This window comes from Planococcus kocurii (assembly GCF_001465835.2).
Classification (GTDB): domain Bacteria; phylum Bacillota; class Bacilli; order Bacillales_A; family Planococcaceae; genus Planococcus; species Planococcus kocurii.
Genome location: NZ_CP013661.2, coordinates 1,676,515 through 1,694,658, shown reverse-complemented (window position 1 = coordinate 1,694,658; position 18,144 = coordinate 1,676,515). Strand labels below are relative to the sequence as shown.

16 protein-coding genes and 1 tRNA gene are annotated in these 18,144 nt (G+C 42.3%); 13 read left to right on the top strand and 4 right to left on the bottom strand.

The window, feature by feature from the left end:
- Positions 1-35: 35 nt before the first annotated feature.
- The 3 genes from argF to AUO94_RS08450 are packed head-to-tail and all read right to left on the bottom strand — an operon-like array spanning position 36 to position 5,147.
- A complete protein-coding gene (argF, locus tag AUO94_RS08460; protein ID WP_058386777.1) occupies positions 36-989 on the bottom strand; it encodes an ornithine carbamoyltransferase in 954 nt (317 codons plus the stop codon).
- Positions 986-4,084: a carbamoyl-phosphate synthase (glutamine-hydrolyzing) large subunit gene (locus tag AUO94_RS08455; protein WP_058386776.1), complete on the bottom strand. Its 3,099-nt coding sequence runs from the start codon at positions 4,082-4,084 to the stop codon at positions 986-988. Before AUO94_RS08455 ends, argF begins: the two co-directional genes overlap by 4 nt.
- Entirely contained in the window at positions 4,077-5,147 is a 1,071-nt protein-coding gene (locus AUO94_RS08450; protein ID WP_058386775.1) for a carbamoyl phosphate synthase small subunit, read from the bottom strand. Before AUO94_RS08450 ends, AUO94_RS08455 begins: the two co-directional genes overlap by 8 nt.
- Positions 5,148-5,386: 239 nt before the next feature.
- Here AUO94_RS08450 and AUO94_RS08445 point away from each other — a divergent pair, with 239 nt between their 5' ends.
- Complete coding sequence (locus AUO94_RS08445) at positions 5,387-5,851, top strand: FtsB family cell division protein (RefSeq protein WP_237150198.1); 465 nt, start codon at positions 5,387-5,389, stop codon at positions 5,849-5,851.
- Positions 5,852-5,967: 116 nt separating this feature from the next.
- Complete coding sequence (locus tag AUO94_RS08440) at positions 5,968-6,390, top strand: S1 domain-containing RNA-binding protein (protein ID WP_058386773.1); 423 nt, start codon at positions 5,968-5,970, stop codon at positions 6,388-6,390.
- Positions 6,391-6,554: 164 nt separating this feature from the next.
- On the opposite strand, the gene AUO94_RS08435 is transcribed toward AUO94_RS08440, so the two are convergent.
- Positions 6,555-6,628 (bottom strand) — tRNA-Met (locus AUO94_RS08435).
- Positions 6,629-6,754: 126 nt separating this feature from the next.
- Here AUO94_RS08435 and tilS point away from each other — a divergent pair.
- The 11 genes from tilS (at position 6,755) to lysS (ending at position 18,103) form a co-directional block, all read left to right on the top strand.
- Positions 6,755-8,152, top strand: a complete 1,398-nt coding sequence (tilS, locus tag AUO94_RS08430) for a tRNA lysidine(34) synthetase TilS (protein WP_058386772.1) — start codon at positions 6,755-6,757, stop codon at positions 8,150-8,152.
- A gap of 25 nt (positions 8,153-8,177) precedes the next feature.
- Positions 8,178-8,729 (top strand): hypoxanthine phosphoribosyltransferase, encoded by a 552-nt coding sequence (hpt, locus tag AUO94_RS08425; protein ID WP_058386771.1) that lies wholly within the window; start codon positions 8,178-8,180, stop codon positions 8,727-8,729.
- Positions 8,730-8,850: 121 nt separating this feature from the next.
- Positions 8,851-10,869 carry an ATP-dependent zinc metalloprotease FtsH gene (gene ftsH, locus AUO94_RS08420; RefSeq protein WP_058386770.1) on the top strand — a complete coding sequence of 673 codons (2,019 nt, stop codon included), beginning with the start codon at positions 8,851-8,853 and terminating at the stop codon, positions 10,867-10,869.
- A 115-nt stretch (positions 10,870-10,984) separates the two neighbouring features.
- The gene (locus AUO94_RS08415) at positions 10,985-11,752 is read left to right on the top strand and encodes a type III pantothenate kinase (RefSeq protein ID WP_058386769.1); all 768 of its coding nucleotides are present in this window, start codon (positions 10,985-10,987) and stop codon (positions 11,750-11,752) included.
- Positions 11,753-11,769: 17 nt separating this feature from the next.
- Positions 11,770-12,651 (top strand): Hsp33 family molecular chaperone HslO, encoded by an 882-nt coding sequence (gene hslO, locus AUO94_RS08410; RefSeq protein WP_058386768.1) that lies wholly within the window; start codon positions 11,770-11,772, stop codon positions 12,649-12,651.
- Positions 12,635-13,576, top strand: coding sequence for a peptidyl-prolyl cis-trans isomerase (locus AUO94_RS08405; protein ID WP_058386767.1), 942 nt, complete (start codon positions 12,635-12,637; stop codon positions 13,574-13,576). The genes hslO and AUO94_RS08405 overlap by 17 nt, the downstream gene beginning before the upstream one ends.
- Before the next feature lie 131 nt (positions 13,577-13,707).
- Positions 13,708-14,649 carry a cysteine synthase A gene (cysK, locus tag AUO94_RS08400; RefSeq protein WP_058386766.1) on the top strand — a complete coding sequence of 314 codons (942 nt, stop codon included), beginning with the start codon at positions 13,708-13,710 and terminating at the stop codon, positions 14,647-14,649.
- A gap of 126 nt (positions 14,650-14,775) precedes the next feature.
- Complete coding sequence (folP, locus tag AUO94_RS08395; protein ID WP_058386765.1) at positions 14,776-15,588, top strand: dihydropteroate synthase; 813 nt, start codon at positions 14,776-14,778, stop codon at positions 15,586-15,588.
- A complete protein-coding gene (gene folB, locus AUO94_RS08390; RefSeq protein ID WP_058386764.1) occupies positions 15,588-15,953 on the top strand; it encodes a dihydroneopterin aldolase in 366 nt (121 codons plus the stop codon). Before folP ends, folB begins: the two co-directional genes overlap by 1 nt.
- The gene (gene folK / locus AUO94_RS08385) at positions 15,950-16,450 is read left to right on the top strand and encodes a 2-amino-4-hydroxy-6-hydroxymethyldihydropteridine diphosphokinase (RefSeq protein WP_058386763.1); all 501 of its coding nucleotides are present in this window, start codon (positions 15,950-15,952) and stop codon (positions 16,448-16,450) included. The genes folB and folK overlap by 4 nt, the downstream gene beginning before the upstream one ends.
- Before the next feature lie 168 nt (positions 16,451-16,618).
- Positions 16,619-18,103, top strand: a complete 1,485-nt coding sequence (gene lysS / locus AUO94_RS08380; RefSeq protein WP_058386762.1) for a lysine--tRNA ligase — start codon at positions 16,619-16,621, stop codon at positions 18,101-18,103.
- Positions 18,104-18,144 lie beyond the last annotated feature (41 nt).

The following is an 18,144-nucleotide window of genomic DNA, read 5'->3' as shown; positions in this document are numbered from 1 at the left end:
TTAGGAATCCAATGATTCCTAAGGCTTTTTTCTGCTTATTTATCAGCCATCAATGCAACGAGAATTGCTTTTTGTGCATGCAACCGATTTTCAGATTGCTGGAAAATGACGGAGTGCGGACCTTCTAAAATAGCAGTGGTCACTTCTTCCTCACGGTGAGCGGGCAAACAATGCATGAAGATGTAATCGGTCTTAGCGTGTTTGACGAGGTTTTCGTTTACTTGAAAGCCTTGGAAATGTTGGAAACGTTCAATGGTTTCCTGCTCTTGTCCCATACTTGCCCAGACATCCGTATAAATGGCGTCACTTCCACTAACTGCTTGTTCTGGGTTGTCTGTAATTTCAATGGTTGAACCGGTGTATTGTGCGATCTGTTTTGCTAAAGCGATCATTTCTGGTTTTGGAGCATAGGCGATTGGAGAAGCAATGCTTATATCCATGCCGACTTTAGCGGCACCGATCATTAACGAGTTAGCTACATTATTGCCGTCTCCGATATAGGCCATTTTTTTACCTTTTAAGGTACCGAAATGCTCAAGTATCGTCATCAAATCAGCCATCACTTGGCACGGATGATAGTCATCAGTTAATCCGTTAATGACAGGAATTGAACTAAAATCTGCTAGTTCTTGAACGCTAGATTGATGAAACGTACGAATCATTAGCCCGTCTAAATAACCTGACAAAACACGTCCGGTATCAGCAATGGTTTCTCCACGTCCAAGTTGTGTGTCTTGTGAACTCAAGAACATAGCGTTGCCACCAAGTTGAAGCATACCAGCTTCAAATGAAACACGCGTACGCGTCGAAGATTTTTCGAAAATCATGCCCAGCACTTTGCCTTGTAACAGCGGTAAATATTTGTTTTCAGGTTTTTTTAATTCAATGGCGAGATTTAGTAAATCCATAATTTCATCTGTGCTGTAATCTTTCAAAGACAAGAAATTTTCCTGGATAATCGATGGTGCAAATGGGGTGGTCATTGTCATTTTGCAAGCACTCCTTTTGATAGTGAGAGAATGGATGAATAGGTTCCGTTAAAGGCAGCCACTGTTTCAGGACGTGTCCACACGTGGAGACGGTGAATGGCTGCTTGCTTCGCATTCGTGCTTTCCGGGTCAGGGGCAAAGTCGATATAAGCTTTTTTCGATTCCGTTTTCAACCAGTCCTCAAAAGGCATAACGGTCTCGGTGACAATACGAAAGCCCAGTGCTTGCCAGGTAGCGAGATCTACGTAATCGACTGACTGTTCTGCAACAAAAATCGTCCCACCGGAAGAGAGCTCCGCCAATTGAACGGAAGCGCCGTTTAAGGCTTTTGCTAAGGCAGTATCTAAATTTGGGCTTGTTCCAATCACTTCACCTGTCGACATCATTTCAGGTGACAAGATAGGAGAGAGACCCGGCAATTTAATATGAGAAAAGACTGGTGCTTTAACCGTATACTCGGGCTGTCCGTTATAGGTTTTTCCGATAGCTAGTTTTTCAAAAGGCACTCCGAGCAATAAAGCCGTGGCGTGTTGAACGAGTGGCACATCGGTCACTTTGGAGCTAATGGGAGCTGTACGAGAGGCCCGTGGGTTAATTTCCATGACAAATAATTGTTCGTTTTCGTAAACGAATTGAATATTGAATAAGCCGGTATAATCCATATTTCTAGCGACATGCGTCGCAGTGTCAGAAAGTTCTTGTAGTGCCTTTTCCGATAACGATACAGGTGGCGTTATCGCGATGCTATCGCCCGAGTGAACGCCGGTTCCTTCAACATGTTCAAACAAGGCAGAAATCCAGACATGTTCGCCATCGGTTAAGATGTCGGCTTCGACTTCTTTACCGGTAATAAAATGATCTACTAGTACAGGGAATGTCATCGTTGTTTGTTGCAACCATTTGGTAAGTTCGGTTTCGTTGTGCAAAACAATCATGCCGCGTCCACCGATAACATAGGATGGTCGCAGTAGCACTGGGAAGCCGAGGGCGCGAGCAGCTGGAATGACAGCAGCAGCATCAAGTGCTGTTTTACCAGGGATTGTCGGTAAGTCGATCGATTCTAGGAAGGCATAAAAACGATCACGGTCTTCCATTTGATCTAACAAATCAACTGTCGATCCAAGAACTGTAATGCCTGCTTCTTGCAAGGCCGCCGCAACGTTTAGTGAAGTTTGCCCACCGAATTGAAGAATTACTTGAGTAATGCCTTCAAAATCCAAGACATTGAGAATATCTTCGGGTGTGATGGGCTCAAAATAAAGAGCGTCTGCCACTTCGTAATCAGTGCTAACCGTTTCCGGATTGTTGTTAATCATAATGGCTTCGTAGCCTAGCTTTTGTGCAGCCAGAACACTATGCACACAGCAATAGTCAAACTCAATGCCTTGTCCGATTCGGATGGGTCCAGAACCCACAACTGCTACTTTTTTCTTGTGATGAGCCCGTGTAACGTCTGAAACGCCTTGCCATGTCGAATAAAAATAATTTGTATCCGATTGGAACTCAGCGGCACACGTATCGATCATTCGATAAGCGGGTGTTACTTGCCAAAGTCGGCGTTGTCCCCAAATCTCTGAACAAGGAATCGTCCATAAGTCAGCCAATTGCTGATCACTGAAACCGAGCTTTTTGGCCTTCAAAAGACGAGTGCGCGTCATGCTGTTCCAGTCCAATTGCTGAAGCTCTTGCCATTCTGTGACGATAGTAGCCATTACAAACAAGAAGTAGGGTGTGATGCCTGTAAGGTTATGAAGCGAGTCGGTGGACTTGCCGCGTAGTAGCAATTCGAAGAGTACGAACAAACGACGATCATCGGCTTTATTTGCTAATTCGCATAAATATTCTGTAGAAAATTCCGAAAGTGCTACCAGGCGAAAGCCATCAATTGGCAATTCAAGTGAACGAATCGCTTTTTGCAGGGCCGCTTCCATGGACCTTTCGATTGCCATTACTTCGCCAGTCGCTTTCATTTGAGTGCCGAGTACGCGATCCGCTTGTGGAAATTGATCGAAAGGCCAGCGCGGGATTTTGACCGCCACATAATCCAATGCGGGTTCGAAACTGGCGAATGTCGTGCCGGTTACTGGGTTTTTCAATTCGGCCAATGTATAGCCAATTGCTAATTTCGCAGCGATTCGAGCGATTGGGTAACCGGTTGCTTTTGAAGCGAGAGCAGAAGAACGGCTGACCCGCGGATTGACTTCGATTAAATAATAAGCCGAAGTTTCCGGGTGTAGCGCAAACTGCACATTGCAAGCGCCGATAATACCGAGGGCTTCAATAATGTGAATAGACGCGCTACGCAGCATATGGAAATCTTTGTCGTTCAAAGTTTGACTGGGTGCTACTACAATTGAGTCACCGGTATGTACACCAACAGGATCTAGATTTTCCATATTGCAGATAGTGATGCATGTGCCATCTACGTCGCGCATTACTTCATATTCGATTTCTTTATAACCGGCAATGCTGATTTCTACTAAACATTGTTTAATAGGACTGGCACTTAATCCTTGCTTGACCAGCTTGATGTAGGTTTTTTCATCTTCGGCAATTCCACCACCAAAGCCGCCGAGCGTATAAGCAGGACGCACGATGAGAGGGTAACCGGCTGAAGTCGCAAATGCTAATGCCCCTTCAACTGAATAAATGATGTCACTGTCTGGAACAGGTTCACCTAACTGCTTCATTAACGAGCGAAACTGCTCACGGTCTTCGGCTTGCTTGATGGCTTTCATGTCAGTGCCAAGCAAAGTGACGCCATATTGAGTCAGGATGCCCGAATCAGATAAAGTCATCGCCAAGTTTAAACCGGTTTGACCGCCAACTGTTGCAAGCAATCCATCGGGACGTTCTTTTTCAATAATGGCAGTAATGCTATCCAAAGTCAGTGGCTCAAAGTAGACTCGATCGGAAATGGATTTGTCGGTCATAATCGTTGCGGGATTATTGTTGATTAAAATGACAGAGATGCCTTCTTCTTTTAAAGCAACACAAGCCTGTGTACCCGAATAATCGAACTCTGCTGCCTGGCCGATAACGATAGCACCAGACCCAATGACTAACACTTTTTTGATTTGTTGCTGTTTAGGCATATAGTTTCGCTCCTTCTTGCTGGTGAATCACCGCCAAAAATTGCTGGAACAATTCAAGGTGATCAGTGGGACCAGGTGCTGCTTCTGGATGAAATTGAACAGTAGTTATGGGCAAAGTATCGTGAATGAGCCCTTCAATGCTGTCGTCGTTGACGTTCTTATAAAGTACAGAAAAAGGGATAGTGGTTAAACTATCGTTTTCGACCACATAGCTATGGTTTTGTGAACTCATGCTGACACGTTTTGTCTGCATGTTCATAACCGGATGATTGGCTCCGCGATGACCATAGACAAGCTTAGTTGTTTTCGCGCCAAATGCCGAAGCAAGTACTTGATGACCGAGGCAAATACCGAGACTTGGATAGCGCTCAGCCCAGTCGCGATAGATAGGCAACAACTGTTGAAGAGCGGCGGGGTCTCCGGGACCATTGGAGAAAAGTAAGCCATCAAGCTCTAGTGAATCAAGCTTTTCTGTCGGCGTTGCGTAAGGCACAATGGTTACTTTACAATCCAATTTCAGCAGCTCTTTTAAAATGGAGGATTTGTAATGAAAATCAATCAATCCTATATGGATAGAGCCACAGCCGATCGTTTGAATTTCTTCAGTTTCTTCAATAGGTGAAAAAAAGTGGGTTTTTATAGCTTGCCACTCTAGCTCAGACGAGGAATCGTGAATTAATTGCGACTGCATGGTTCCGGAGTCGCGAACATGTTGAATAAGGGTACGTGTATCGACGTCGCTGAAAATCGGAACTTCATGACTACTAGCAAACTCTGCAAGTGAAATCGCCCCATCAGGGAGTGGTCCTTCGTACAATCCTGAAACAATGATGCCAGCTACTTGAATAACGTCAGACTGTGCATACAGAGATTGAATTCCGTATTGACCAATAAGTGGAAAGGAAAATACAATGATTTGGTCTTTATAAGACGGATCTGTTAAAACTTCTTCATAGCCAGTCATGCCTGTGAAAAAGACGATTTCTCCTTGAATAGCAGAAGCTTTACCGTACCAATGTCCTTTAAATGCTGTCCCATTCGATAATGTCAATAAACCTGTCATTTATTCCCCTCCAAATTTTATTCATTGATTATGTATATTTATAAAATGAAAATTAAAAGTTAAACTAAAAATCATCCGTTAGAATAGATAAAAAGATAATGATTAGTATTATATGTCTGTATAAAAATTAAGTCAACTGTATTTTTATGATACCAAAAAATTGTGTTTCGCCGATTAATGGAGGAAAGAAGTGAAAATAGGGAAAATTATTGAAAAAGCTTATCATATCAAGGGATTTCATGTATAATAATGACAAAGTTAGTATGGAAGGAGAGCGGGTCATGAGTTTGAAGAGAGACAACAAGGCGGAAAAGCGCGAAGTCACCTCAATTCGCAATGACTATGTCCGTTCGGTAGAAGTAGAGGAAGCACGCAAATCGGCTCACAGAGTACGATTATTTAGAAGACTGTCAGTTTTTGGATTAATGATTCTGGTGGCTACGATTTGGATTGGTTCGACTATTTATGCACAAACACAAACAATCTCTGAAAAAGCACAACTTCGTGAGGAAGCACTGATGGAACTTAAAGAAGTTGAAAAGCAGCAAGATCAGCTACAAGAACAGATTTTGTTATTAAATGACGAAGAGTATTTAGCTAAGCTGGCACGTAAGGATTACTTTCTTTCAGAAGAAGGAGAGATCATTTTTACCACGCCACATGATGAAAATAAAGATGAAGAAAAACCAGCAGAAAAAGAGTAGTCAGTTGACACTCTTTTTTTGATGGTTATAATAAAAAGTGGGACAAGTCCCGCAAAATGACAGCGTGACCTAGAATTTTGGAGTCACCTTAATTTTTAAGGAGGAGCATTTTTTTTATGTCGATTGAAGTAGGCAGCAAGTTAGAAGGTAAAGTCACAGGTATTACAAACTTTGGAGCATTTGTTCAGCTTCCAACTGGTGCAACAGGCCTCGTGCATATAAGTGAAGTCGCTGACAACTATGTAAAAGATATTAACGATCATCTTAAAGTTGGCGAAATGGTAGAAGTGAAAGTCATGAATGTAGAAGCAGACGGTAAGATCGGCCTTTCCATTCGTAAAGCGAAGCCACAACCAGCAGGCGGCACAGAACGACCACAACGCCCACGCCCAAGCAATAATCGTTCATTTGAACGCGCTCCAAAAGAGAACTTTGAAACGAAAATGGCAAAGTTCTTGAAAGACAGCGAAGAAAATATGACGACTTTGAAGCGCGCTACTGAATCTAAGCGCGGCGGCAGAGGGGCAAAAAGAGGCTAACTTGCTAGCTGTTTTAATAGTATAGGGAAATGCTTCAACACAGCTAGAAATTGATATTGAAACGCTTCTCACCATGGGGAGCGTTTTTTTTATGTCTGGGTATTGATTTTTTGAAACAAAAAAAGCAGCACCCTTGAAGGGTACTGCTTTAAAGTAAACTATGATGGCGGCAGAGGGGATCGAACCCCCGACCTCACGGGTATGAACCGTACGCTCTAGCCAGCTGAGCTACGCCGCCTTGTTTAAACGAACATTCAATAGCATACTATTGAATGTTCGGTCTGTCAATTACTAATTCAAAACAATTTAGTCCACTTTCTCAATAAATGTATTAAAAGTGGAGATAGGCAGGTGAAATGAAGAAATGAAAAACTTTCAAGAGTTACTGATGCACTATAGTAAAAAGCATAAGTTATTTCAAGAAGGAGACAAGGTGCTTGTCGGTTGTTCAGGTGGAATCGATTCCATGGTGTTACTTCATTTTTTGAATGCACAAAAAGAGGAACTGGGTATTTCAGTTGTGGCAGTTCATGTAGACCATATGCTAAGAGGCGAAGAATCGCATCAAGATCATCTGTTTACACAAGCAACAGCTATGCGGTGGGGAGTTGAATGCTTTAGTCGAGCTATTCCGATTCTAAAAATTTTAGAAGAACAAGGCGGCAATAAGCAGCAATTGTGCCGATCCGAACGCTATGCCTACTTCTTGAAAATCATGAAGCAGACGGGCGCCAATAAGTTTGCTACAGCGCATCATGCAGACGATCAACTTGAGACAATCCTCATGTCAGGGTTGAGAGGCAGTCTTCAAGATGGTGCTTTTGGCATTCAAGCGAGCCGGCCTTTCGGAGACGGTTTTTTAATTCGTCCTCAATTGGCGGTAGATAAAGAGCGAATTTTAGCTTACGCCAATTTTTATGAAATTCCGTACCGAGAAGATTCGAGTAATAGTGAAATAACATATGCACGGAATCGCTTGCGCAAGCGGATTTTACCACTTCTCAAAGAAGAGAATAAAGAAGTCTCTCAGAATTTCGTAGAACTCGCTGAAGACATGCAGCAAGATCAGCAATTTCTTCAGGAGTTGACTAAAGACAAACTGCAACGGTTGATTCAGAGAAGAGATGGAGCAATTATGTTGTCTGCCAAAAGTTTCAGAGTTGAAGCGCGTGCTTTACAAAAAAGAATGGTTCTACTACTATTAAACTATCTATATAATCCGAAGCGAGTTCCTGTGACGAGACAACTGGTCGAACAACTGCAGGAAATGATGCAAAGTTCATCTGGCACTGTCTTTTTGCATTTGCCGCAAAATTATATAGCAACACGTCAATACGATTTAGTTGTCTTCAAACAGCAATCGCTAAGGCAACAGGATACACTCGCACCTATTGCTATTGAAGCGGACTGGACACCCGTTTACAGCGGATATCGTTACAAAATAATGCCTACTGCGCAATTTGGAAAAGTTGAAAACGCCGTAATTTGGTATTTTCAAGCACCAAAAGATTCTACATTCTTTTTGCGGAGCAGAGAACCGGGTGATCGGATTCAGCTAGCTGGGATGGATCAGCCAAAAAAACTGGCACGTTTAATGATTGATGAAAAAATCCCTACGCCTAGGAGAGAAAATTGGCCTGTCATTGCGACGGACACAAATGAACTGTTATTAGTGCCAGGCTTACGGTCATCTTCCGTAATTAGTCAGCATAAGCGCGGTGGAGATAATTGGGTACTAATTGAACAATTATATAGCATGTAAAACAAGGAATATTAGGAGGTCCACTATGTTACAGAACGATATTAAAGAAATATTGATTAGCGAAGAACAGCTACAGGACAAAGCACGTGAACTGGGAGCTATGTTAACAGAGGATTACAAAGATAAATATCCATTAGCTATTGGGGTATTAAAAGGTGCAATGCCGTTCATGGGAGATTTGATGAAGCGCATTGATGGTTTTGTTGAAATGGATTTCATGGACGTCTCGAGTTATGGGAATGCCACTGTTTCTTCTGGGGAAGTTAAAATCGTTAAAGATTTGAACGCTAGTGTCGAAGGACGCGATCTGCTAATTATTGAGGACATCATCGATAGTGGAAAAACACTTAGCTATTTAGTGGACCTATTCAAATACCGCAAAGCAAAATCGATTAAAATCGTTACCTTGTTGGATAAACCAACTGGACGAAAAGTAGATTTGAAAGCTGATTACGTTGGGTTTGAAGTGCCGGATGCATTTGTTGTAGGTTATGGACTGGATTTTGCAGAAAGATACCGGAATCTGCCTTACATCGGTGTTTTAAAGCCATCGATTTACGCTGAACAAGAAGAATAGACAATGATCGTTCACAGTCTGGGGATTTAACGGCGAGAATAAGGGCTTTTCGTTGTATGCTGAAATGTTCCTATGGTAGTATTTAGTATAGTTTTAGGGAAACTTTATGAGGAGGCGCGGGATGAATCGGATATTTCGATACACCATATTTTATTTACTGATTTTCCTAGTTATTATCGGGATTCTGGGTACTTTCAACAATAGCAACCAGCCGACTGAAAATATAGGATATAACGAATTTTTAGAAGCACTTGAAGATGGCAAAATTGAAGAAGTCAAAATTCAGCCAGATGCAATGGTCTATGAAGTGACAGGGAAAATGACTGGATATAAAGACGGTCAGTCGTTTGTTACGAATATTCCGCTAGAAAATGAAGCGTTGACTGCTGAAATTGATGCAGTTGCAAAAACGCAAGACGGTGTTGAAGTTGAATATGTGAAAGCTCCACAAACGAGTGGTTGGGTTTCATTTTTCACAGGTATCATCCCGTTCATTATCATCTTTATTCTTTTCTTCTTCTTACTTAACCAATCACAAGGTGGCGGAGGCGGCCGTGTGATGAACTTTGGTAAAAGCAAAGCGAAGTTATATGATGATCAGAAACAAAAAGTTCGTTTTAATGATGTAGCAGGCGCAGATGAAGAAAAACAAGAACTTGTCGAAGTTGTTGACTTCTTGAAAGATCCGCGTAGATTTGCTGACATCGGCGCTCGCATTCCAAAAGGAATTTTGCTTGTTGGACCTCCGGGTACTGGTAAAACCTTGTTGGCACGTGCTGTTGCTGGAGAATCAGGTGTTCCTTTCTTCTCTATCAGTGGTTCAGATTTTGTTGAGATGTTCGTTGGTGTCGGAGCTTCTCGAGTTCGTGATTTATTTGAAAACGCGAAGAAAAATGCACCTTGTATTATTTTCATCGATGAAATTGACGCAGTTGGACGCCAACGTGGCGCTGGCCTCGGTGGTGGACATGATGAACGTGAACAAACATTGAACCAGTTATTGGTAGAGATGGATGGCTTTGGTGTAAACGAAGGCGTCATCATTGTTGCTGCAACAAACCGTCCAGACATTTTGGATCCGGCTCTACTTCGTCCAGGTCGTTTTGACCGTCAGATTACTGTAGGTCGTCCAGATGTTAAAGGTCGCGAAGAAGTTCTTAAAGTACATGCGCGCAACAAACCGCTTGAAGAAAACGTTGATTTAAAAGCAATCGCTCAACGTACTCCTGGATTCTCAGGTGCGGATTTAGAGAATTTATTGAACGAAGCAGCACTCGTTGCAGCTCGTCGCAATAAACTTAAAATTGATATGTCCGATCTTGACGAAGCATCTGACCGTGTTATTGCGGGTCCTGCTAAGAAAAATCGTGTCATTTCGAAAAAAGAACGCAATATCGTGGCGTTCCACGAAGCAGGTCATACAGTCATCGGATTAACGCTTGATGATGCTGAAACAGTCCATAAAGTAACCATTGTTCCCCGTGGGCAAGCTGGCGGCTATGCGGTCATGCTACCAAAAGAAGATCGTTACTTTATGACGAAACCTGAACTGCTTGATAAGATTTCCGGTTTACTAGGCGGACGTGTAGCTGAAGACATCATGTTCGGTGAAGTATCTACCGGCGCTCATAACGATTTCCAACGTGCGACGGCAATTGCCCGCAGCATGGTAACGGAATACGGAATGAGTGACAAGATTGGTCCAGTTCAATTCGGTACAGCACAAGGCGGTAACGTATTCTTAGGGCGTGACTTTAACTCTGAACAAAACTATTCAGATGCCATTGCCTTTGAAATCGATCAGGAAATGCAACGAATCATCAAGGAGCAATATATTCGCACAAAAGAAATTCTGACTGAGAAGAAAGAACTTCTTGAATTGATTGCGACTACATTGCTTGAAGTGGAAACTTTAGATGCAGGTCAGATTTTGCATTTGAAAGATCACGGTACACTTCCTGAACGTGATTACGAAACATTAAACGGTGATTTCGGAGACGACAGCAAACCCGATTTGACTAAAGACAGTGACGTTTCGGAAGCTGTAGGTGCTCCGTCTGACCCTTCAGCAGGAGATTTACCATCTGCAGAAGGCGAAGCGGCTCCTGTAAGAGATTCGATTCAAGAAGAACGTAAATAACAAAAACAACAAGCTGGTTGCCCATTCCCTTTTGAGGGGACAGGCAATCAGCTTTTTGCTTTCTTTAAATTATGGTATGATGTTTTGGAAATTCGTCAACAAGTGAGGGTAAATGATGATACTCGTATTAGATGCTGGAAATACAACGATTGTTCTGGGCGTTTACGACCAGGATCAGCTATTGCACCATTGGCGTATGGCAACTCTTCGCCACAAAACAGAAGATGAATACGGAATGCAAATCAAAGCATTTCTAGATGAAGCAGGATTAACGTTTTCATCAATAAATGGTATTATTATGTCTTCTGTTGTGCCGCCGATTATGTCTATGTTAGAGCGTATGTGTCGAAAATATTTTCGGGTAACGCCGATGATTGTTGGACCTGGTGTCAAAACAGGTCTCAATATTAAGTATGACAATCCTCGTGAAGTCGGTGCCGACCGGATTGTCAACGCGGTAGCCGCCATTCACGAATACGGTGGTCCGTTAATTGTTGTGGACTTTGGTACGGCCAACACCTTCTGTTATATTGATGAAAAGCAGCAGTATATGGGAGGTGCCATTGCGCCTGGCATTAACATTTCAACAGAGGCGCTATATGCTCGTGCCTCTAAATTGCCGCGGATTGAAATCGCTACTCCAGATCATGTAGTAGGCAGAAATACCATTTCCGCTATGCAAGCTGGTATTGTCTACGGTTACGTAGGTCAAGTAGAAGGAATCGTGACGCGAATGAAAAAGCACAGCAAAGAAAAGCCGATAGTGATTGCGACGGGTGGTATGGCTTCTTTAATTGCTAGCGAAACAACAGTCATCGACTATGTAGATCCTTTTTTAACAGTAAGAGGACTGTATTTAATTTACAAACGCAACCAAGCGTAAAGAAAGGAACGATAAATGTGTCAGATTATTTAGTTCGCGGCCTCGGTTTTAATGGGAGCGTCCGTGCATTTGCGGTAGATAGTACGAAAACAGTAGGAGAAGCGCAGCGTCGTCACATGATGTGGCCAACCGCGTCAGCGGCATTAGGACGTGCCATGACAGGTGGCGTTATGCTAGGAGCTATGTTAAAAGGTGACGATAAAGTAACTATCAAAATTGAAGGTGGCGGACCAGTTGGCGCGTTGCTAGTCGATAGCAATGCCAAAGGTGGCGTTCGTGGATATGTCTCTAACCCGCAAACTCATTTCGATTTAAACGCACAAGGGAAATTGGATGTTAGTCGTGCAGTTGGTACAACCGGCATGATGTCAGTCGTGAAAGATTTGGGAATGCGCGATAATTTTACAGGTCAAACGCCAATTGTTTCGGGAGAAATTGCAGAAGATTTCACTTATTATTTTGCTACATCTGAACAAGTACCGTCGTCAGTTGGGCTGGGTGTATTGGTAGATACAGACAACTCAATTTTGGCAGCGGGTGGATTTGTTATTCAATTGATGCCAAATGTTGACGATGAAACAATCACGCAAATCGAAGAACACCTGGCCGGTATCGAGCCTGTGTCGCATATGATTCAGCGCGGCTTATCACCAGAAGAAATTCTTGAAGCGGTTCTTGGAGAAGGAAATGTTCAAATTCTTGATAAAATGCCGGTACATTTCGACTGCAATTGTTCCAAAGATCGTTTCGCAACAGCTATTCTAGGGCTTGGGAAAAAGGAAATCCAAGACATGATCGATGAAGACGGAATGGCAGAAGCGCAATGCCATTTCTGTTTAGAAACGTATCATTATTCCAAAGAGGAACTTGAGTCGTTTATTAATGAGCTCCAATTATAATAACCGTCGACCTGTATCACCGGCAGATACAGCGAAGCCGAAAAGACATTTAAAAACGAAGCCGGTACTGATGATCATAGGGATCTTGCTATTAGCTAATTTTTTGTGGTTTATTGCTTGGTTAATTCCAAATGGTACCGGAAAGGCAGAAGAAGTCGCTTCAGTTAACGGACAAGCCGTTACACGTGAGCAATGGCTGGCTTCTATGGAAGAACAGCATGGTCGCGAAGCGTTACTCGAGTTGGTCAACGAAAAAGTCATGGCAACAGCAGCTAAGGATTATGGAATTGAAGTAAGTGATAAAGAAATTGACTTGGAATTGGCGCTTCTTCGATCATCACAAGACGGTACGGAAACAGCGTTGTATGCAGCAGACGAAACGCGTCAACGCGAAAAAATAAAAGCGCAATTGATTTTAGAAAAAGTGCTGACAAAAGACGTCGTTATTGAAGATGATGAAATCAAGGCGTTTTACGACGATAATCAATCACTTTATGATGTTAAAAATTCATACCGTACGCAAATGATTGTCTTAAATTCATCAGCAGAGGCGGAAGAAACCATTGCAGAGCTCGAAAAAGGCTCTTCATTTGAAGCGACTGCTCGTGAACGTTCCATCGACAGTGCAACTGGAAACCTTGGTGGCGACATTGGTTATATTTCTAATGGCGAACCGGGGGTAGATGCCAATATTGCCAAAGCGGTTACAAAAGTAGAGGTAGGTGGATGGTCATCTCCGCTGGCGCTTGAAAATGGCAAAACAGCCATTATTTCTGTTACAGAAAAAGTAGATGGCCAAACGTTTTCTTATGAGGATGTGGCAGGTCACATTAGCCGTGAGCTAGCGCTTGAGCAATTGCCGCAATCGGTATCTCCAGAAGCTTTTTGGCAAGAGTTTGATGCTACTTGGTTTTACGGAGAATAGATTTTCACTAGACGTTTCGTGATGAAACGTCTTTTTTTATGAATTCACGAAGTTTGACAAAGGGTCTACAGTATTGCTAACATTAACTTTATTAAAGTCGACAAATTTACTAGGGATTAGGAGTGTTGGAGATGGCGAGAGTGGGAAATTCAATTACCGACTTGATTGGGCAAACACCAATCGTAAAATTAAATCGCTTAACGGGTCCTGAAGATGCTGATGTTTATTTGAAATTAGAATACTTCAATCCTGGTAGCAGTGTTAAAGATCGTATAGCGCTTGCAATGATTGAAGCGGCTGAGAAGTCCGGTGAGTTAAAAGAAGGTGATACCATCATTGAACCGACAAGTGGCAACACCGGAATTGGCTTAGCGATGATCGCGGCAGCGAAAGGTTATAAATCTGTGTTAGTGATGCCGGAGACAATGAGTATGGAGCGCCGTAATTTATTGCGTGCCTATGGAGCAGACTTGATTTTAACACCAGGTCCAGATGGTATGAACGGTCCAAATGGTGCGATTAAAACAGCTGAAAAAAATGCAGCTGAACACGGATGGTATATGCCGCAACAATTCAATAATGAAGCAAACCCGGAAGTGCACCGGTTAACGACAGGTCCTGAAATCGTTGAAACGATGGGCGATCAATTGGATGCTTTCATTGCAGGGATTGGGACAGGCGGTACGATTACGGGCGCAGGCCAAGTGTTAAAAGAAAAATATCCTGAAATAAGTATAGTGGCAGTAGAACCTACGGATTCTGCAGTTTTGTCAGGTGGTAAGCCAGGACCACATAAAATTCAAGGTATTGGAGCTGGCTTCATACCATCTGTGCTAAACACCAAAGTCTATGATGAAATTATCCAAGTAACCAACGATCAATCATATGCAACAGCTCGTCAAGCAGCGCGTGAAGAAGGCATTCTCGGAGGGGTATCTTCCGGTGCTGCCATCTACGCTGCACTTCAAGTTGCTAAACGATTGGGTAAAGGCAAAAAAGTATTGGCGATTATTCCGTCTAATGGAGAACGCTACTTAAGTACACCACTGTATCAATTTGACGAATCAAATTAAAAGATAAAAAGAGCAGGCCTATGCTGCTCTTTTTTTATGGGAAAAAACTGATCAATTGAGGTAAAATGAAGGCGTGCTTGCATTTTCAAGAAGCAATACATATTCCAAGTTTGGACGTGAACGTTTATGGAAATCAATTTTACGAATAAAACGCTCGTCATGGGTATATTAAATGTCACACCAGATTCTTTTTCTGATGGTGGTAAGTACGCGGGTGTCGAACAGGCATTGAGTCACGCTAAACAGATGGTAGAAGAGGGTGTGGATATTATTGACGTAGGGGGTGAATCTACACGCCCGGGCCATGTCCGGATTTCAGATCAAGAAGAAATTGAGCGGATTGTGCCAGTCATCAAAGCTTTACGAGAACATTTTGATGTATTGATCTCTGTCGATACGTACAAATCGCGTGTAGCGGATGCGGCTATTGCTGCTGGAGCCCATATTATAAATGATATTTGGGGGGCGAAGTTTGATCCGTTAATTGCGAGTGTGGCTGCTAAATGGAACGTCCCTATGATTCTTATGCACAACCGACATCATGCGTCCTATTCGAATTTCCGAGAAGACATGATGCAGGATTTAAGTGAAAGTATTGAAATTGCTTTAGCTGCCGGCGTGCGTAAAGAGCATATTTGGCTCGATCCCGGTGTTGGTTTTGCTAAAACAGTAACGCAAAACCTCCAAGCGATTCAGTTGGTTGAGCAAATGGTGGAATTGGGTTATCCCATTCTTCTGGGTACCTCAAGAAAGTCATTCATTGGAAAGATTCTAGACACCACTGTTGAAGAACGCTTAGAAGGTTCGCTCGCAACGATTTGTTGTGGCATAAGTCACGGATGTCACGTAGTTCGTGTGCACGATGTAAAAGAAACGGTGCGCACAGTTCGAATGATGGACGCGTTAACGGGCAAGCGCCCGTATAAGGAGGAGAAATAATGGATTTTATTCACGTAAACGATATGGAATTTTATGGTTACCACGGTGTATTTCCTGAAGAAACAAAATTAGGTCAACGATTTCGTATGACGGTTTCATTGGCAGTGGACCTTCAGCAAGCTGGAGAGACTGACGCTCTAGAACATACAGTGCATTACGGAGAAGTCTATGAAGCTTGCCGTTCAATTGTCGAAGGAGAGCCGAAGAAATTGGTGGAAGCTGTAGCGGAAAGTGTAGCTAGCCGAATTCTAACAGATTTTCCTTTAGTGCAAGGCGTTCGTGTACAACTAATCAAACCAGATCCACCGATTCCCGGTCACTATAAATCCGTGGCCATTGACTTAACGCGAGGAAAGTTCGCATGAACCAAAGTTATTTATCACTCGGCTCAAATATGGGTGACCGTTTCGAAATGTTAAGACAAGCTGTCTTGCAACTTTCAACATTCCCGTCCATTACAGTTACGCGCATTTCTTCTCTGTATGAAACGGATCCTGTGGGATATAAAGAGCAAGAGCCTTTCTTAAATATGGTTGTCCAACTCGAAACGGAATTAAATGCAGTCAAATTATTGGATGTTTGCCAGAAGATTGAACAAAATTTAAATCGTAAGCGCCTTATTAGGTGGGGGCCACGGACAATAGATCTTGATATTTTATTGTATAATCAAGATAATATAAAAAATGACAGACTTATTGTTCCGCATCCACGAATGGATGAACGGGCTTTCGTTATCGTGCCGCTACTCGAAATAAACCAGGAATTTAAAGTGGAAGATAATTTCGAAGTAGACGGTGTTCGTTTATGGAAGTCCTACAAAGACATTGAAATGTTTTTGCAAGACGTACGAATGGAGTTGTAACAGAAATTCCGTTCGGAAGAATTGGTGGACTCAAAAGCTTTTCGCAACACAGTAAAAAAGCTGCCACAAATTCGTGGCAGCTTTTTTATGTAGTATGGTAAGAAATTGTGTACAATAGAGAAATACATGAATGAGATTTAGTGTTAAACAGATAAAGGAGTGTAGGGCATGTCAGAAGAATTAAACGATCAATTGGTAGTTAGACGTCAAAAAATGCAGAACTTCCGAGACAACGGAATGGATCCATTCGGTGGACGATTCGAACGGACGCACTTGTCGCAAGAAATCATTGAGCAATATGGAGAGTTTTCTAAAGAAGAGTTAGAAGAAGCATCGTACGAAGTAGTTATTGCCGGACGAGTTATGACCAAGCGTGGAAAAGGGAAAGCTGGATTTGCCCATATTCAAGACTTAAAAGGCCAAATTCAAATTTACGTTCGTAAAGATGCTATTGGCGAAGAAGCTTACGAGTTTTACAATACAGTTGATCTAGGAGATATCCTAGGGATTAAAGGGATTGTATTTAAAACAAATGTAGGAGAACTCTCTATTAAAGCAAAAGAAGTGGAATTCCTTACAAAGGCATTACGTCCTTTACCTGAAAAATTCCATGGCTTAAAAGATATAGAGCAACGTTACCGTCAACGTTATTTGGATTTGCTGACAAGCGAATCTAGCAAAGAGACCTTTATCCTTCGTAGCCGCATCATTCAATCTATGCGCCGCTATTTAGATAACGCAGGATTTTTAGAAGTGGAAACGCCTATGCTTCATTCAATCGCAGGAGGAGCGGCTGCAAAACCATTCGTAACTCATCACAATGCGTTGGATATGGAATTGTATATCCGCATTGCAATTGAACTTCATCTAAAGCGATTAATTGTTGGTGGTTTAGAGAAAGTATATGAAATTGGTCGTGTTTTCCGTAACGAAGGAATATCAACTCGTCATAACCCGGAATTTACGATGCTGGAACTATATGAAGCTTATGCAGATTATAATGACATTATGGCTCTTACTGAAAATTTAGTTGCGCATATTGCCCAAGAAGTGCTTGGAACAACTACGGTACAATATGGAGAAGATGAAATTGACTTAGCGGTGGGCTGGAAACGACTACACATGGCTGATGCAGTGAAAGAATACACAGGTGTTGATTTCTGGAAACAGATGACGAAAGAAGAAGCTCAATCTTTAGCAAAAGAACATAGCATTGATATTAAACCTACAATGGAAGTAGGGCATATCTTAAATGAGTTTTTTGAGCAAAAAGTAGAAGAGCAATTGGTTCAACCAACCTTTGTTTACGGACATCCTGTTGAAATTTCGCCTTTAGCTAAAAAGAATCCTGATGATGAACGTTTCACTGATCGCTTTGAATTGTTCATCGTACGACGTGAGCATGCGAATGCTTTCACAGAATTGAATGATCCTATCGATCAACGTCAACGTTTTGAGGCGCAATTGATTGAGAAGTCAGAAGGAAACGATGAAGCTCATGAAATGGATGAGGATTTTATTGAGGCGCTAGAATACGGATTGCCGCCAACTGGTGGATTGGGAATTGGTATTGACCGTTTAATCATGTTGTTGACGAATTCTTCATCTATTCGAGACGTGTTATTATTCCCTCAAATGCGACCTAAAGAATAAGAGAGTGTTTCAAAAAAACCGGTTTAAAGGGGTTTAACCTT

Excerpts from the sequence above, each read along its gene's own strand:
- argF (WP_058386777.1), bottom strand. The coding sequence starts at position 989 with ATGACAATGACCACCCCATTTGCACCATCGATTATCCAGGAAAATTTC.
- AUO94_RS08455 (WP_058386776.1), bottom strand. The coding sequence starts at position 4,084 with ATGCCTAAACAGCAACAAATCAAAAAAGTGTTAGTCATTGGGTCTGGT.
- AUO94_RS08450 (WP_058386775.1), bottom strand. The coding sequence starts at position 5,147 with ATGACAGGTTTATTGACATTATCGAATGGGACAGCATTTAAAGGACAT.
- AUO94_RS08445 (WP_237150198.1), top strand. The coding sequence starts at position 5,387 with ATGTATAATAATGACAAAGTTAGTATGGAAGGAGAGCGGGTCATGAGT.
- AUO94_RS08440 (WP_058386773.1), top strand. The coding sequence starts at position 5,968 with ATGTCGATTGAAGTAGGCAGCAAGTTAGAAGGTAAAGTCACAGGTATT.
- tilS (WP_058386772.1), top strand. The coding sequence starts at position 6,755 with ATGAAAAACTTTCAAGAGTTACTGATGCACTATAGTAAAAAGCATAAG.
- hpt (WP_058386771.1), top strand. The coding sequence starts at position 8,178 with ATGTTACAGAACGATATTAAAGAAATATTGATTAGCGAAGAACAGCTA.
- ftsH (WP_058386770.1), top strand. The coding sequence starts at position 8,851 with ATGAATCGGATATTTCGATACACCATATTTTATTTACTGATTTTCCTA.
- AUO94_RS08415 (WP_058386769.1), top strand. The coding sequence starts at position 10,985 with ATGATACTCGTATTAGATGCTGGAAATACAACGATTGTTCTGGGCGTT.
- AUO94_RS08405 (WP_058386767.1), top strand. The coding sequence starts at position 12,635 with ATGAGCTCCAATTATAATAACCGTCGACCTGTATCACCGGCAGATACA.
- cysK (WP_058386766.1), top strand. The coding sequence starts at position 13,708 with ATGGCGAGAGTGGGAAATTCAATTACCGACTTGATTGGGCAAACACCA.
- folP (WP_058386765.1), top strand. The coding sequence starts at position 14,776 with ATGGAAATCAATTTTACGAATAAAACGCTCGTCATGGGTATATTAAAT.
- folB (WP_058386764.1), top strand. The coding sequence starts at position 15,588 with ATGGATTTTATTCACGTAAACGATATGGAATTTTATGGTTACCACGGT.
- folK (WP_058386763.1), top strand. The coding sequence starts at position 15,950 with ATGAACCAAAGTTATTTATCACTCGGCTCAAATATGGGTGACCGTTTC.
- lysS (WP_058386762.1), top strand. The coding sequence starts at position 16,619 with ATGTCAGAAGAATTAAACGATCAATTGGTAGTTAGACGTCAAAAAATG.